General features: G+C 35.1%; 11 protein-coding genes and 1 other RNA gene. 8 read left to right on the forward strand and 4 right to left on the reverse strand.

The genetic code is table 11. The annotated features are described in order from the left end of the window. Positions 1-86: 86 nt before the first annotated feature. The 5 genes from BUA89_RS08185 (at position 87) to BUA89_RS23105 (ending at position 8,088) form a co-directional block, all read left to right on the forward strand. Complete coding sequence (locus BUA89_RS08185) at positions 87-3,224, forward strand: T9SS type B sorting domain-containing protein (protein ID WP_072955525.1); 3,138 nt, start codon at positions 87-89, stop codon at positions 3,222-3,224. A gap of 567 nt (positions 3,225-3,791) precedes the next feature. Then, positions 3,792-4,193, forward strand: a transfer-messenger RNA (tmRNA) gene (gene ssrA, locus BUA89_RS08190). A gap of 883 nt (positions 4,194-5,076) precedes the next feature. After that, on the forward strand, positions 5,077-7,128 hold the full coding sequence (locus BUA89_RS08195; protein WP_072955528.1) for an IgGFc-binding protein: 2,052 nt from the start codon (positions 5,077-5,079) through the stop codon (positions 7,126-7,128). Positions 7,129-7,130: 2 nt separating this feature from the next. Continuing rightward, positions 7,131-7,652, forward strand: coding sequence for a hypothetical protein (locus BUA89_RS08200; protein WP_143152290.1), 522 nt, complete (start codon positions 7,131-7,133; stop codon positions 7,650-7,652). 283 nt (positions 7,653-7,935) lie between these two features. Next, positions 7,936-8,088 carry a transposase gene (locus BUA89_RS23105; RefSeq protein WP_378128080.1) on the forward strand — a complete coding sequence of 51 codons (153 nt, stop codon included), beginning with the start codon at positions 7,936-7,938 and terminating at the stop codon, positions 8,086-8,088. Between the two features lie 111 nt (positions 8,089-8,199). Here the strand turns inward: BUA89_RS23105 and BUA89_RS08210 are convergent, their stop codons facing one another. After that, positions 8,200-8,457 (reverse strand): helix-turn-helix domain-containing protein, encoded by a 258-nt coding sequence (locus BUA89_RS08210; RefSeq protein WP_317043385.1) that lies wholly within the window; start codon positions 8,455-8,457, stop codon positions 8,200-8,202. Positions 8,458-8,812: 355 nt separating this feature from the next. On the opposite strand from BUA89_RS08210, the gene BUA89_RS08215 reads away from it, so the two are divergent. Together BUA89_RS08215 and BUA89_RS08220 are read left to right on the forward strand one after the other, a co-directional pair. Further along, entirely contained in the window at positions 8,813-9,628 is an 816-nt protein-coding gene (locus BUA89_RS08215; RefSeq protein WP_083531641.1) for an RNA polymerase sigma factor, read from the forward strand. A 1-nt stretch (position 9,629) separates the two neighbouring features. Beyond that, a complete protein-coding gene (locus tag BUA89_RS08220; RefSeq protein ID WP_072955538.1) occupies positions 9,630-10,724 on the forward strand; it encodes a transposase in 1,095 nt (364 codons plus the stop codon). Between the two features lie 154 nt (positions 10,725-10,878). On the opposite strand, the gene BUA89_RS08225 is transcribed toward BUA89_RS08220, so the two are convergent. Further along, entirely contained in the window at positions 10,879-12,075 is a 1,197-nt protein-coding gene (locus tag BUA89_RS08225) for a hypothetical protein (RefSeq protein WP_072955541.1), read from the reverse strand. 405 nt (positions 12,076-12,480) lie between these two features. On the opposite strand from BUA89_RS08225, the gene BUA89_RS08230 reads away from it, so the two are divergent. Next, positions 12,481-14,109 (forward strand): reverse transcriptase domain-containing protein, encoded by a 1,629-nt coding sequence (locus BUA89_RS08230; RefSeq protein ID WP_072955544.1) that lies wholly within the window; start codon positions 12,481-12,483, stop codon positions 14,107-14,109. Positions 14,110-14,148: 39 nt separating this feature from the next. Here BUA89_RS08230 and BUA89_RS08235 read toward each other — a convergent pair whose 3' ends face one another. Together BUA89_RS08235 and BUA89_RS08240 are read right to left on the reverse strand one after the other, a co-directional pair. Continuing rightward, positions 14,149-15,312 carry a hypothetical protein gene (locus BUA89_RS08235; protein ID WP_072955547.1) on the reverse strand — a complete coding sequence of 388 codons (1,164 nt, stop codon included), beginning with the start codon at positions 15,310-15,312 and terminating at the stop codon, positions 14,149-14,151. 277 nt (positions 15,313-15,589) lie between these two features. Then, positions 15,590-16,573: a toprim domain-containing protein gene (locus tag BUA89_RS08240; RefSeq protein WP_072955551.1), complete on the reverse strand. Its 984-nt coding sequence runs from the start codon at positions 16,571-16,573 to the stop codon at positions 15,590-15,592. Positions 16,574-16,730 lie beyond the last annotated feature (157 nt).

Genomic DNA, 16,730 nt, shown 5'->3' on the forward strand with positions numbered 1-16,730 from the left:
AAATACTCCTGTTATTACCAATCATCATATTGCATGATAAAGTAAGATTAACCCTAATTATCTTTAAAGCAATCTCCCCTACCCTTATGCTAAAAAAATTACTTTTTCCCGTTTTCCTGATTCTTTATATCTCCACTTTTGCCCAGGAAGACTGTGCTTCTGCCATTACAGTTTGCGGAAACTCCAATATTAACTATACTCCGGTTGGAATCGGAAGCACCAACGAAACCCTCGGAGGCTGCCTTTCTTATGAAAACCATTCGGTATGGTATAAATTTACTATTGCCACAAGCGGAACCCTTACTTTCGATCTTGCTCCCACGGGACCTGTAGATTATGACTGGGCGATCTATGGACCTAATGTAACCTGCGCCAACAGAGGAACTCCTGTACGATGTAATGCATCTGGCTACTTTGTAAATACCGGAATGAATATGACCAACACCAATACCTCATCCGGAGCAGGAAATACAGATCCTTACTGTAAATATATGGATGTTGTGGCAGGTGAGACTTATTATTTATATATCGACAACTGGTCTTCAACAGTATATACCTTTAATCTGACCTGGGGAGGAACGGCCACTTTTGTATCACCTTTTACCAATTCCACACTTGCGCCTAACCCGTTTATTGCACCGGGAAATCCGGGACCATCTGCAAATTCTCCAAGGGAAATAAATATTTGCTCGAATTCATCTACCTTTGATTTCAACACCTTATCGCCCGGGATTTTAAACGGAAACCCAAATTTCTCTGTATCCTATTATAGCAGTGCCAATAACGCAGCCACAGGAAGCAATCCTATCACTGCACCAATCGCAGTAAACACAGGCAGCACTTATTATTATAATATAAGCTATCAAGATCCGAACAATCCGAATAATTCTATTAATTCCTGTAAACAGACGAATGCAATTGTTTTTAAAGATAAAAGCTTAACCGCTACCATCAATGCTTCGTCCACAAAACTGTGCCCGAATGGAAATATTACATTAACCTCAAGTAACGCAACCGGAAATACATGGTCAACAGGTGCAACAACACAATCCATTACCGTAACAACTCCCGGAACTTATACTTTAACAAGCACCAACGGAATATGTACCAGCCCTCAGACTTCTGTGACGATAACCCAAGATACAAATCCGAATCCTCAAATTTCAGGAAATCTTATATTATGTGATTCTCCTTCCACTATTCTAACAGCAACCTCTACAGGAACAGGAAATACCTATTTATGGTCTACAGGAGCTACCACAGCCACAATCACTGTTACAACTCCGGGAATTTATACCGTCACCGTGAAAACTCCTGCGAATTGCCAATACACCCAATATGCAACTGTGATACAGGGTGACATTCCGACAGCTCAAAATGCATCATTAACGAATTGCTCCAATACCGCTAATGCCACTTTTGATTTAACAACTGCTCAACCAAACATCAGTACAACTTCAGGGGTTACCTTTGATTACTACGTCAACCAGGCAGATGCTCTTGCCGGAAATACCAGTACCATTGCGACTCCCACAACTTATAACACAGGAAACACAACAATTTATGTAAGAGTAAAATCTGCAACCTGTGCAAAGGTGGTTTCATTACAATTAAATGTTACTCTTCTGGCATCACCAACGATTACAAGCTCATCCTCAACCATTTGTTTTGGAGGAACCGTAGTTTTGACATCAAGCGCCACAAGCGGAAACACATGGTCGAACGGTGCAACCACCCAATCAATCACTGTAAATTCCGCAGGAACTTATTCTCTAACTAATTCCAATGGAACCTGTACAAGCGCAGCAGTATCAGCTACAATTACAGCAGAAAGTAACCCTAACCTTCAAATATCAGGTAATTTAACTGCCTGCGGAGCTTCCACTTTATTAACAGCCACCTCCAACGGAACTGGAAATACTTACACTTGGTCAACAGGAGCCACAACAGCTGCCATTAATGCTACCGCTTCAGGAACTTACACGGTAACAATGACCACTCCGGCAAACTGCCAATACACAAAATCCGTAACAGTAACTCTGGATCCACCCATTACAGTAAATATTGCAGCTCCATTACAAATTAACTGTACCACTTCACAAATAACCCTGAACGCTACAGCTTCAATTTATCAGCCGGGGGCAACATTTTTATGGACTGCAACCGGCGGTGGAAATATTGTTTCAGGAGCCAATACATTAACTCCGATTGTCAATAACTCAGGAACGTATACTTTAACGATCACCAGCGCAACTCCGAACGGATGTATAGCACAAAGCTCAGTAATCGTTATTAAAAATATCACGCCACCCATCATTAGTATTTCGGCTCCCAAATTATCAATCTGTAAAGGAGAATCTATTACGCTTACAGCAACAGGAGCATCCACTTATACTTGGACGGGATTAACAGGAAGCGGAAACACACAGACCGTATCGCCCACCTCAACCACAACATATACTGTAACAGGCATTGGCACAAATGGCTGTCCAGCAACAACTCCGGCAACAATTACCATTACAGTAGTTTCGGAAATTATATCAACCTTGCAAAATATTGAAATCTGCAAAGGCGATAAGGGCACATTAAATGCCGGAAGCGGACCCAACTACACGTACTCATGGAGCAACGGAGCAACCACACAAACCATTGATGTAGATACACCAGGAACCTATTCGGTAACCATAAACAATGGAGTCTGTTCGAAGATCTTTACTGCAACAGTGGCTTATACTATTACTCCTCAGATAAAAGAAATTATTTACAACGATAATCTTTTAACCATTGTCGTTCAGAACCAGGGGAATGTTCCTTTGGAATATTCTATTGACGGAGGGGTGACCTGGCAAGTCTACAATGTTTTCAACGTTCTTCGAAATACAAAATATTCAATAAAAGTAAGAAACAGAGGCGCAACCTGTTATACAACTGCAGAATACTACACCTTCTTTATGGCTAACGTAATTACACCGAATAGTGACGGCATCAATGACGTCATTGATTTTAGTGAAATCAGCAAATACGGGAATTTTGAAGGCGGTATTTTCGACAGGTACGGAAAAGAGATATTCAAACCTACTACAAACACTCCGATTTGGGACGGAAAATACTTGAGAAACCCTCTCCCTACAGGAACTTATTGGTACAAATTACAATGGGAAGACAGAGTAAATAAAAAGCCCATACATCTTTCCGGATGGATTCTCTTGAAGAACAGGGATTAGTAAAATTGAGAGAGGCTAAGATTAGTGCAGATAAGTGTCGGAGAAATTCGGCACTTTATTGTTGTATGGATGAATTACAAATTGCAACTAGGTTTCTTAAAACTTTTTAAGGGTTTATTTAAATTTATAATTTACTTCTAACATTAAGGAATTAAGAATATTTAGCCTAAAAAACTTAATAAAAATCAATTATTGATTCCTTAACCTAAAATACCTTAATTAACTGAATTTCTTAATTTTAACAAAAAAAAGAGCTATAAAAATTTATTAAATAAAATTTAAAACGGCTCTAAATTTTTCTTCAATTAACGAAAATTCTATCTCCTGAATTTGTAAGTTTGGAAGATGTTGTGAATATTTGTCCATATTTGATTAACCGACTGCTTCCTTAGCCCCGATTGCAGTGAAAATCCCGCAATGGAGCGGCGGAACGAAGTGGAGCCGCGCAATGAGGAATTGCAACGGAAAGCGGGATTAAGCTCCTGATAAAATTTAATATCAAAAAAGCTACAGGTAATATTAATAGAATTTAAACAAAAGTAGTATCTTTGCATTCACTTTATTCACGGGGTTGACTGGTTTCGACAGCAAGGTCAGTGGATAAGTAAGCATGCAGAGAACCGTAGCGCGATCTCTATAATCCCTTGCTACAAAATTTTAACTGGCAACGAAGAGTTCGCTCTTGCAGCTTAATATCGAAGTATAGTAGATCAAGCGTTTCCCTGAAGACTTTAGTAAGGGAGCAAGATATTCCACAAATGCTCTGTTCTGCGGCATTTGATCCTGGGATATAGGAATGCGGAAATAAGTCTCGTTTCACTTCGCGACGAGATCGAAAACCTCAGAAGATAAGCTGGAAGTTGGGTGTCTGCTCTCTGCTTCCAGTCGAAAACCAATAGTAGAATAAGCATGTAGAAAGCTTATGTATTGCTTGTTTGGACGAGGGTTCGAATCCCTCCAACTCCACTAAAAAACCTGTAAATCATTGATTTACAGGTTTTTTATTTTTTGAGTACTACTGTAGGTGCTAATTTCCTTCCGGGTTTATATATATCCTGATTTAGAAAATATTATTGTTTTTCTGGCTTAATCCTCCTCATTTCCTCTAGAATGTATACTTCCGCTTTCTTTAGACAAATAAAGAAGTAATGCAGTAAATACAAATTCACTCTCAGTTCGATTGACTTATATCCGCATATAAGAAACAGATTTTGGCAATTAAGGAATTAAATTATAGGAGATTTTTTGTAAGCCGTTGAAAATGCAAGTTAAGAATACTTATAATTACATTTTTATTATGATTTAATAATATTTTTATTATTTTTACTTGATAACTAACTTAGATTATGTTGTGCAATCGAATAAATTCCCTTCTCTATGAAATATTTAACATTGCAAAGCTGCCATTTTATTACTTTAAAAAAGGTCAGACCGAAACTCTCAAGAAGTCCTTAAATGACATTTAATATAAAGATTTATTGCAACTTATTAATAATGCAGCTAGTTGACGAAATTTAAAATTTTACTTTATTTTTTATTAACTATTTCAGTAAGTTGAACTCAACAACGTTCATGCATTTTTTATATTATTAATATATATGGTGCACAACTGGAACAGAGTAATACAGATTCTAATGACACAATAAACATGAAAACGCAATATGCAAAAAACCTCTTTTGTATATTGCTTTTGCCTTACTCGAAAACTGCCCTTTCATAATTAAAAAAGTATTGCAGCTACAATACTGAGCGACAAAAACCTAATGTACGTCGGATTACTTACTAATAATTGGTTAAAGGACGTAGATGATATTAAAATAAAATTGATTACCATAACTTACATATTCATAGAATGAAAAAAATTAACTTTTTAATTGTGCTCTTTTTCACACAATTATTTTACTCACAGCTTGATAATATACATTATCTACAACCCCTAATTTTTGGAGCCTACGGTACCGGAGCGGCAACTATTACGGAAGAGTACATTTATTTATCAACCCCATCTACAAATAATATCAATGTAACTGTACGAATGGCTGATGGAGCAACAATACCTAGACTTTCCGTCTACAGTATTAATGCTGGTACTACAGCAATTGTAACCAATGGCGTAATAACATTCAGTAACACAACTCCTGTAAGAATCGCAGTTATAAATGCTTCAAATGTTGTTTTAACACCCGGAACCTCACCAATGACACGGCCTACAACTGCGGCAGGAACTATTATTCCAGCCAACGTCGGTGGGATGATATTTCAGTCAGCAGCAGACTTTTTTGTCAATTACAGGGGTTCAGACCCTTCTCAGGCAGGATCTGTTCTCACTAAAGGACGTGTGGCATTAGGGAAAAATTTTTTCTGGGGCGGAACACCTACTGAATTTACCACAATTGTTCCTGAAATTGGAAATATGGCTTCTATAATGGCAACAGAAGACAATACTGTAGTTACTATTAATAATATTGACGCCGGAACAGAATTTATCAATGGAGCCAATGCGACCCCGATCACAGGAACGTCTATTACAAGAACGCTTCAAAAGGGACAATCCTTTGTTCTTTATGCTAAAGTAAAAGTGAATACATTCAGTTTACAAGATAGAGGCTGGCTGGGAGCAAAAATAACATCCACTAAAGATATTGCCGTTACGACAGGAGGATTAATGCAACAAGGAAGTATAGAAACAGGAACTGTTTCAAACTCCCGTGACATGGCCGTCGATCAGCTAGTACCCGTAGAACAGCTTGGAAACGAATATGTAGTAATGCAGGGGAACGGAGGAACCTACGAAAGAGTAATCGTAATTGCCACGCAAGCTAATACAACGATAACTATGAATGCCAATGTTAATCCAAGTTATACATTAGCCAATGCGGGGGACTATGTAATTGTACCCGCCACTTTTTTTACCAATAAAAATATGTATATTAAAACCAATAAAGCAGTTTATGTTTTCCATAAGATCTTTGGGAGCAGCAACCTTGCAACCAACAGCTTTATGTTTATACCACCTCTCACATGTTTCGGACAGACAGCAGTAAACATGATACCAGATGCAAAACAGATTGGGACCACCGTATACGACAATACAGAACTTGCAGTATTAGCAGCAACAGGAACAGCAAATATACCGGTGGTAACAGTGAGCGGGACATCTCAAGCCCCGTTAGTGGCCAATGGCACAGCCGTACCGGGAAATCCCAACTGGAGAAGCTATAGATATGATATTGCAAATGCTACCGGTGGAACCGCAACTGTAAAGAACATCAGGGTAAGCTCAGCAGGAACCATACAGGCTGAACTTATCGGAGCCAGTGGAGTCGCAGGGTTTGGGGGATATTATTCAGGTTTTGGAACCGCACCGATTGTTACCATTAATGTAGCCAATAGCCCTACTACAAGACCTTGTACGGGGACAACAGGAAGCTCAACCTTGTCATTATCCGTAACTCCCGGCTTAGGTACTTACCAATGGTATAAGGATGGTGTTGCCATTTCCGGAGCAAATACCAGTAACTATTCTATCCCAATAACTGATAATTCTGCAGCGGAATACAATGTAGTGGTAACTCCACCGGGAGGTTGTGTTATTTATTCCAATGTCGTTAAATCTTATGCCTGCCCATGTTACAAACCAGGGGTTGTAGGAACTCCGGAAATTACGAAAGTCGGAATTTCAACAAGAGCTTCCAAAAGCACGATTAATTTCCCTGCAGATGTTAACAACGGATTTATCGCCTTGGAATCTAATGATAAAGGATTAGTAATCACAAGAGTATCGGATCCGGAAATTTCAATTACCAATCCTGTTGACGGAATGATGGTTTTCGACACAGACGATGTCTGCCTGAAAATCTATGATGGAACAAAATGGAGCTGTATTAACCAAACATGCAATTAATTATGAACTTAAATATAAAAATACTCGCTATATCTCTTTTCATATCGGCTTTTGCAAGTGCCCAAGTTGGATTTGAAAAAACATCTGTCGACGGAAGCGGTCTCGTAGATTTTCCTTCCGGAACTACAAAAGGAATTATTCTTCCGCAAGTAAGCAACAATACAAATATGACAACTGTAGCTGAAGGAACATTTGTTTTTGACGGTGCGACTTCAAAAGTAAAATATTATAACGGTACTGAATGGATAGAGCTTACGGGAGAGGCGGGTTCTTCAAGAACACTGCTTGCAGGGGGGGAAAATAGCCAATCTAAAGGAATAATTATCGGCGCTTCCGATTCTCCTGCAGAAAAAGGAGTTTTGATTCTGGAATCTCAAGATAAGGCAATGATATTACCGAAAGTGATCGACCCCGCAACAAACGTAAAATCACCAAGCGCAGGAATGATGTGCTATGACCCGGTTGCAAAACTGGTTTGTTTTTATAACGGAACCAGTTGGGCATTTTGGGGAAATATTGAGTAATTAAAAGCATTACAAATAAAATAATAAAAAGCTGAAAAGCCATTAGAAAACGATGGCTATTTTTGCTTTTTTATCCGCTAATGGCCTTGCAGTACCGAAAGTCTGTAATTTGTTTTCCTAATAAACTCTTGGACACTTAAAAGAGCTAATTATCGTATTACTAAATAGGTTTTATAGTGTCCCAAATTATTTATATTCCAAAAAATTTTCATTTTTAACAAAACAAAAACGGGGCTGTCTCAAAAGTGAGGCAGCTTTTTTTTATGAAAAAGGTAAGCCTTGGCTGAAGTGTCAATATGTGGAACTTGTTTTTGCAGAGCTGAAACACAACAAAAATTTTAAACGCTTCATGCTTCTGGGAAAAAACAAAGTCGAAGTAGATATAGGCATACTCGCTATTGCCCATAACATGAAAAAAATCAAAAAAGCAGCCTGAAACAGCCAGCTTTTTTGATTTTTTTTAATCCGCTCTTAAGACGATTGCATATGAAAGTTGATTTTCTAACGAACACAAAAAAAAGAGACTGCCTTTTGAGACAGCCTTATTTTATTCATTTATGAGATTAAAAAATTGTTCAAGGGTAATTTTTCTTGCTTTGCAAATTCTATACAGTGTTTCAACAGGAATTCTATATGTATTATCACTCTTTATTTTTCTTACGGTACTTTCTTCTATATCGTGACTTTTAGCAAACGAGTTCTGTGACTTATTTTCTTTAAGCCAAGGAATCAACCAATTTTTAGTTATATACGAACAGATTTTCTCGTTTATGTCAATCATATAACAAAAGAAATATTTTGACATTGAAATATTACGGTCGTTCGACCGTAATTAAATTATTTTTATTATATTTGGAATAAATTATTTATAAAAGTAATTTTGCGATAGTTCAAAGAAATATAGAAGCTATTGCTTAGATTCTCGACTGGAAAACTGGCACTTTTCAAAAAGCAACGAGAGGATAAGTAAATGTGCCCACGACTTCGGCGTGGGCTCACTTATCGTTGCTTGGTATGCCAGTACCACCGGTCGGTAAGATGAGTTCCACGCCTTTCTTTTGGTGAAAATATAGTGAGTGAGTAATTTTCAATGCTATAGCGAATTCATGTTATTAATCGAAGCAGTTCTTCAAGCGATAATCAGCTCAAATACACTGCTTATGAAAAGAACAAACTCCTTACCCCGAATGCTTAACGAGCATCAGCTATATGAACTGCTGAAAAAAGGCAATCCTGAATCATTAGAATATATTCATTTCCGGTACAAAAGACTCCTTTTCTGGATTGGTAAACAAATGCTTGACGATGATTTTGTCGTGGAAACACTTGTGCAGGATACATTTCTTAAACTCTGGTTACACCGTGATTCCATCGAAACTCCAAATCATATTCTTGGCTTTTTACGGTTTGTTCTGAAAAGAGACTGCATAACTTATTTCAATACTCCAAAAAATAAATTCGCACGCTTAACAGCTTCACTTGAAAGTTTTGAAAATTATCAGGATTATCTTATCGGATATGATCCTCTACAAGACAAAGAACAGCTACTTCAGCAGGAATCCGATCAAAAAAATTTTGATGAAGTCAATAAGGTCTTAAAGGTAATAAATCCCAAAAGAAAGCATCTGATTGAGCTATGCCTTCAGTATGGCTTTAGATACAAACCTATTTCAGAAGCAATGGGAAGCAGTGTCAAAGATATCAGCAATGAGGTAAGTAGGGCAATAGATGATTTAAGAAACATCCTAAAGGAAAAAGGTAATGACAAGCCACCTATTAAATCGCAGAGAAATGAGGCTCATCAAGATGAACTCAGCAGTCAACAAATTGAAATTTTAAACAGAAGATTTGAACAGAAATCTTCATTTGCTGTAATTGCAAGAGAACTCAAACTTTCTGAAAAAGAAGTGCATCAAGAGTTTCTTTGTGCCTATCAATATTTACAGAATCGAAACAACTCTGAAATACCTGTTTGATATGGAAAAATCTACGATGACACTTACCCGAAAAATTCAGTTGTTGGTCGATGTTCCATCTGATCAAAAAAATGAAATGTGGGAAAAACTTTATCGTTATCAAAACCGTTGTTTCCGAGCGGCAAACTTAATCGCTTCCCATTTGTATGTTCAGGAAATGATTAAGGATTTTTTTTACCTTACGGAAGAAATACAGTATAAGTTAGCTGATGAAAAAAAAGATGAGATGGGAATGTTTAACCGTTCGAAAACTGGCACTACGGCACGAATGGTATTTGACCGTTTCAAAGGAGAAATCCCTACAGACATTTTGGGAAGCCTGAACAATACTATTCAATCAACGTTCTCAAAAAATAAAACCGATTATTGGCAGGGAACAAAATCATTGAGAAATTATAAAAAAGACATTCCACTCCCACTTCCTGTTAAGTGCATCAGCAAAATGAGATACGATGAAGAAATTAAAGCTTTTTGCTTCAATATGTTTGCGATACCTGTCAAAACATACTTAGGAAAAGACTACACCGATAAGCGAGTGATTATGGAACGCCTGCTAAAAAAAGAGATCAAGCTATGCACCTCACAAATCCAACTGAAAGACAGGAAAATATTCTGGCTTGCAGTTTTTGAATTTGAAAAGGAAGAACATTTTTTAAAACCTGAAATTATTGCGGAAGCTTCACTATCTCTGGAACATCCCATAGTGGCAAAAGCTAACAATGTGCGAATCAATATTGGTTCAAAAGAAGAGTTTTTGTATCGCAGGCTTTCAATTCAGGCAAGTCAAAAAAGGACTCAAGAAAGTATTGCCTACGCCCGTTCTGGAAAAGGAGCTAAACGCAAACAAAAGGCATTGTATAAAACAGAGAATTTGGAAAGCGGATACGTAAGCAATCGTCTTCATTTGTACAGCCGTAAGCTTATCGATTTCTGCATCCAGCAAAAGGCAGGCACACTTATCCTTAAAAATCAGGAAGACAAGATAGGAATTGCAAAAGAAAATGAATTTGTTCTTCGCAACTGGAATTATTATGAGTTGCAGACCAAAATAAGATACAAAGCTGAAAAAGCAGGTATTGAATTAATCATTGGATAGGAAAAAATAAGAGGGTGCTTGTACACCCGCAGGGTGAGGTCTTGAAACACTCACTAAATACTTACTGTATATACAACGGCGTGGGCTCTTATTATAATATGCAACTGAAGAATCCATCAGCAAAAAAACAAGATGCTTTAAATTTATTAGACATCTACATCAAAAACTTTTTAACTGACAAAATATTTTCGTGATTTAAAACAAAATGACGTTTTTCACCATTTCTTAAGAGACAATAAGCTTCTATATAACAGTGTAAATCACTAAGGGTTTCTGATTTAGATTTTTGAGCCGTCGTCAATGTTACTTTTGTAAAAGATTTATTAAAAGCAATAACATCAATAACGTAAATTATTCTATCAGTTATTTTGTTCATTTTGTCTTTATAGACAATCTTATAAAAATTATTCTTTTTAAATGTAGATGGCATCAACTGTTTAAAAACTCTTTGTTGATTTATACCAATAAGTTCACCTGAAAACACATCTTCGTTCTGTACTTCTTTTATCGCTGAAATATTATCCTTTGTTAATATCAAATTGTTGATTTTTTGAGTGAAAACATTCCTATACACAAACTCGTAATAATACGTATTAAAAGAAATATATAATAGCTCAACAACATCTTGTACTTCATAAACTTTGTCTTTTATAGTACTTTCGGGAAACAGATATAAATTTTCTTTATCAAAAGAAAACTCGCTGTTTGAAATATCATATTCTTCAACACTCTTTAGTACATTCAATGGTAAAATCTCTTCTGAAAACACTTGCTTAGCAGAATTATACCACTTACATTTCAACAGGATTTGTGAGCGTAATTTTGTGCCAGTAACAGTGTCAAAAACCTTTTTGTTTTCATTTGGCAAAACTTCTAAGACTGTTAAAATAGGTGGTACAAAATCTAGATTTGCCGTGATTTTTGTTTTAATATTCTCGGTTTTTTCGTAATTGGATTTTAATTTTTTAAGTTCGAAATCTACCGATGTTAGAATATATTTCTTATTAATATATTTTTGAACGTCAGTTAGACCTTTTGTATCAGCCTCAGAATCGTTATGCCTGTTTTCTTCAATAAGTCTTAGTTCAATCTCTTTAAACCATTTTCTTTCAAATAAGCACGTTTTTGTGTTGAAAAAAATACAGTTATATTGAACATCTTTTTTGCCAGTTTGTTCATTAAAATTCTTTGCATTACTAATTTCGAAAACGACAAGGATTGGGGGCGTATATTCAGATTTAGCTTTAACAATCAATTCAGAAATAGAATTAAGAAAAGGGTTTGTTATATATGTAACTAAGTCCCCCAATTGATAAAGGGGCTGATTTAATTTTGCTGATTTTTGTTCCAAGTTATTAATTTTATTACAAATATATAATTATATTTGTAATGCTTACTTCCGAAGGAGGATTTTTACAACTAGCTAGGATAGAAGAATTTTAATTAATCATTAAAATTTTACTTACCGTAAGAAGACGGTACAGGACTGTAATTTACTAATCAGCAGCATCAACCCTGTTAGGGGGCAAGGCAACAAGCCTGTCAGTTCTGCCGATAGAAGAATTGTTTCAAACCATAAAGGTAGTGATTTCAGATTAATTTCTGTCATATCTATTGATTTAGATGTTATTTTACTATAAAGGTTAAACAAGTATTTAGGAAAAATAAACAATGACTCAGGATTGGGTACTTATCCGAAAATTTATGTATGTAAATGCCATATCCTCTATTGTAAATTTCAGAAGTAAGTTTTTTTATGATCAAAAATAAGCCCGACTGGCTAAAAAGTAAAGGATATATCCATATTACCCCCTCGTTATCTGTAGAAAAAGATTGGAGAGTCTATGAACAGAAAATTACTAATAAAAAGTATATTGAAAAATATGCCTTTTTTCCTTTGATGCACGATTCTATTAGCGAGAGAAAATATAAAAAATATGATAATAGCAAACATTTAAACACCAATAAATCAGGTCGAACACATTGTTTTAAGATAAGAAAAGGGAAAAGCAAACAAACGATTAAATCACGGCCTATTCATTATGCTAGCCATTTTGATTCCCTCATTTATAGTTATTATGGAAATATTTTAAATTCAAAATATTTAGACGTAATAAAAGAAGATCCTGAACTTGATAAAAGTATAATCGCTTATCGGAAAATTAATTTAGAAAATCAAAATAAGGGCAAAAGTACAATTCATTTTGCCAAGGAAGCATTTGATGAAATTGAAAGTCGTTCACATCAAAAAAATGTAGCTGCATTAACATTTGATATTGAAAATTTTTTTTCTGGATTAGATCACAAAATACTATATAGTAAATGGTGTGAAATAATCAAAGAGCAAAATCTTCCGGACGACCATTATAAGATATTTAGAGCTTGTACAAATTTCAGTTACATACTAAGGGATAACCTTCGAAAAGAATATTATCCTGGATCTAGGAGATCCGGATTTGATGAGAAAAAACTTCATTTGATAAGAAAAGCAAAGGGATACAAATGTTTTTTTAAAGATGTAAAAGAATTGAGGGAAGAAATAAAGAACGGTAATCTTAAAGTTTATAAAAATCCATTTACTAAGAAGCTTGATAATGGGAAAGTTGTTAAAATCGGCATACCTCAAGGTCTTCCATTGAGCGCTGTACTAGCCAATATTTATCTACTAGATTTTGATAGGAATATTATTAAAGAGATTGTTCGAAAATATAGAGGATATTATAGAAGATATTCTGATGATTTATTAATAATTTGTTCTTCCGACGATGTTGATAACATAAAACAGTTTGTATTAACTGAGATTCTAAAATATGGCTTGAAGATAAGCTCTCATAAAACTGAGGAGTTTTTGTTTGAAAATCTAGTTTATAATAAGAATTTTGACAAAAGACTTACATCAGTTAAAATTGAAAATAATCAAAGAAGAATTGCAAAACCTCTTATTTATTTAGGATTTGAATACAGAGGATTTAGTACAAGTATAAAATCAACAAACCTTTCAAAATATTATAGAAGACTTATATATATAGTTAAGAGGAGAGCTAAAAGGGCGTCCAAAAATATAACTCCTGAAAGCAAAAAAGCGATTTATAAACATCAAATAAAGAAGTTATATAATGCTCCACTAAAAAACATTGATAGCGACTCTAAAGAATTAAAGCAAAAATTCAGAATGAGATATCGGTTTGTTAAAAACGAATTGGGTGAATACGATTTGGAACCTGTAAAAATGCCAATTAAAAAACAGTCAAATTATATTTCCTATTTGAAAAGATGTGATCGAATTTTTAATAGAAATAAAAGTAACTCATTCTTGAAGCAGGTTAGAAAAAGAAAAAATATTTTAAACCACGCCATTAAGAAACATTTGAATAAAAATTTTTAGCTTAACTAATTGTTAGACATAAATTTGTAGATAAAACTATCAACGATTTTTTTTTCTCTTTCTCTTTTTTTGATTTTCTTCTGGAACGATATCCTGATAGCTATTATTACTTCCAAACTTCAATAGTGAGAATAGCCTTACACCTCTATCAGAATCTGTAAAGATTTCATTGACAGCAGTAAAAGGAATATTATTTTCCTGACATACCTTTTGTGCAATCTTCCCCATTTCTGATATTAGTATTTGATTTTCTGTCCTATCAATATTAGGATATCTATATCTTTCAAATTTGATATCTCTTTCAAGAATATTGGTGACAGAATCTAAATATTTTTTCCTTTCTGAAGCAAAAACATTTGGCTCAGTCAATAGCACAGAATATTTATTTTTGAATGATTGAACTTCTTTATTTAAGCTCTCAACTTTTGTTCTGAGTTCTATAATTTGCTTGGACTTACATTCCAATTCTGTTTTATTTCTTTCAATAATACTTCTGTAACTTCGGAATGCTTTTTCATAATTCGCAACTGTTTTATCAGTATTGAGCCTTTTAAAACCTAGAAAATCATTTTCCTTTACAATCAGTTGTTGGGATTTTTCTGAACTTATCTCAGATTTCATTATGTCAAACCTTTCTTCCAAAACTTTGAGATCTTCTTCTTTCTGTTGAATCTTAAACTCAATAGCATCCAATCTTCCTCTAGATCCAGAAATCCCTCGTTCCATATTCAGGCATTCAGCTGTGAGATCCTGCATCTTTGAATAATGGAAGGATTGGTGTTTGAGTGTTTTACCGGTATCCAAATCTTGCCAGTCAGCTACTAAATGAGCGTGATAATTCGGTTTCCATTCTTTCGTATCTTTATCAGTATGACCTTCGTCTTTATGAATGGCGATCTGAAAAACACGAATTTTCAATTCTTCTTCCAGTCTCTTGGCTAAGTTTTGAAGTTCCAACATCGTTGTGTTTTCTTTGATAACAACAACAGCTTCCCGAACCGGCATTGCATTCTTCTGCAATTTCCTTCCGGACTTTTCTTTGCAATATGCTTCGATATTTTGGATTCGTTGAGCTATTTTCTGCTCCATCCAATATTCATTCTTTGGCGTCAAATCTTTACGGATATAATCAAAAGTTTTTTTTCTGAAATTATGAGTTTCAGAATCCAATTTAACTGCTTTGAAATTAATTGAAGTCTTCATTAGTTTTCATCTTTAAAGTTTGTGCTATATGTTGCCAATCAAAACTGTTGTGTAAAAATTATACAGCAATTAATTTTACCTGTGCATTTTTTACGCACCTTTGTTAATAGCCCTGCGTATTTTTGTACAGGTTGTTTCCCGACAATCTTATGTTATCTTACTCAAGTGAAAGCCTCGCAGAGCGTATTTGAAACTTTGTTGGGAGGAACGACCTTCAAAGTTGCGAATGCGCTCCTAACTTCTGCGGGTAGTTGGTAAAAACATACAGCAAGCTTTATCAACGTTTCATTTTAAAACCATTTAAATTTTTGACTTCCGGCTCCTGATTTCTTATTTGTTGTTTATCTGCTTCAGGAAATTTTTCAGATTGCTTTCCTGCCTTAAGAGCGACATCATTTTTTGTTCGATGTATCAAAAATTCGTTGAGATCTTTGTGATCGAAATATATTGCTGAATGATCTTTTGCTTCCGGAAAATGTTTTATGATCACAGACTTACTTTTAATTCCTGCATTATCGTTATCCAGAAAAAGATTGATATTAGAATAGTTTTTCAAATGTTCTATGGATTTGTTTAAAAGAGCAATGGAATTCATTACGAGAATATCTCCTACGAAAGATTTCTGCATTTCGATAAAAGACAAGGCATCCATAAAGCCTTCAAAAACTGCTACACCTTTGATATTTTTAACTTCAACATTTGATATGTCCTGTAAACCACTATTGAGATTAATTATTGAAATATCCTTTTTCAACAATGAACCTTTGTAAAATGAATTACGAAGCTCAAAGCCTCTGGATAAATTTTCAAAGCCAATTGCGTAGAGTTTCTTTTCTCCGACTGTAAATCGTATTTCCTTTATGTAGTTGTATATTTTTGAGGTCAATCCTCGTCCGTACAAATATTGTTTCAGGTTTGGATTTTGGAGATCCATTATTTCATCTATTCTGTAATTTGGTTCATACTTTTTGATCTGTGGTTGCTGATGAAAAGAAGAAAAATTTTGTTTTTGCGCCCAGTTCAGAACTTCATTAACAGAAGCGTTCAAAAATTTTTTCATAAAGTCGGTATTGTTACCGCCGACACCTTCTGAGTGAAGATACCAGGCATTAATTCTCTTATCCCATTTGAAAGAGGCTTGGGATTCGCTGGCAAAGGGGTTGAGATACCAAGCTTCTTTTTCATTTTGTTTCGTTGGAAGGTGTCCGAGAGAAAGGAGGACTTCTTCCAACGATATGCTGTTGAATTGTTTGCAGTTCATTTTTGTAATTTTTAAAGTTTCTTAGCAGTAAATAGTAGGTGTCCTGTCAGTTCAGGCGGACAAGTTTAGTTTTGACTAATTTTTGATGAATTGATGAGAAAGTCATATAAAAAAACTGAATAACAACACCTTAAAATCTCATCAAATTCTCATCACC

This window comes from Chryseobacterium arachidis (genome assembly GCF_900129245.1).
GTDB classification, from domain to species: Bacteria; Bacteroidota; Bacteroidia; order Flavobacteriales; family Weeksellaceae; genus Chryseobacterium; species Chryseobacterium arachidis.

Bases quoted from the DNA above. Each gene is read 5' to 3' on its own strand.
- BUA89_RS08185 (WP_072955525.1), top strand. From the start codon at position 87: ATGCTAAAAAAATTACTTTTTCCCGTTTTCCTGATTCTTTATATCTCC.
- BUA89_RS08195 (WP_072955528.1), top strand. From the start codon at position 5,077: ATGAAAAAAATTAACTTTTTAATTGTGCTCTTTTTCACACAATTATTT.
- BUA89_RS08200 (WP_143152290.1), top strand. From the start codon at position 7,131: ATGAACTTAAATATAAAAATACTCGCTATATCTCTTTTCATATCGGCT.
- BUA89_RS08210 (WP_317043385.1), bottom strand. From the start codon at position 8,457: ATGTCAAAATATTTCTTTTGTTATATGATTGACATAAACGAGAAAATC.
- BUA89_RS08215 (WP_083531641.1), top strand. From the start codon at position 8,813: ATGAAAAGAACAAACTCCTTACCCCGAATGCTTAACGAGCATCAGCTA.
- BUA89_RS08220 (WP_072955538.1), top strand. From the start codon at position 9,630: ATGGAAAAATCTACGATGACACTTACCCGAAAAATTCAGTTGTTGGTC.
- BUA89_RS08230 (WP_072955544.1), top strand. From the start codon at position 12,481: ATGATCAAAAATAAGCCCGACTGGCTAAAAAGTAAAGGATATATCCAT.
- BUA89_RS08235 (WP_072955547.1), bottom strand. From the start codon at position 15,312: ATGAAGACTTCAATTAATTTCAAAGCAGTTAAATTGGATTCTGAAACT.
- BUA89_RS08240 (WP_072955551.1), bottom strand. From the start codon at position 16,573: ATGAACTGCAAACAATTCAACAGCATATCGTTGGAAGAAGTCCTCCTT.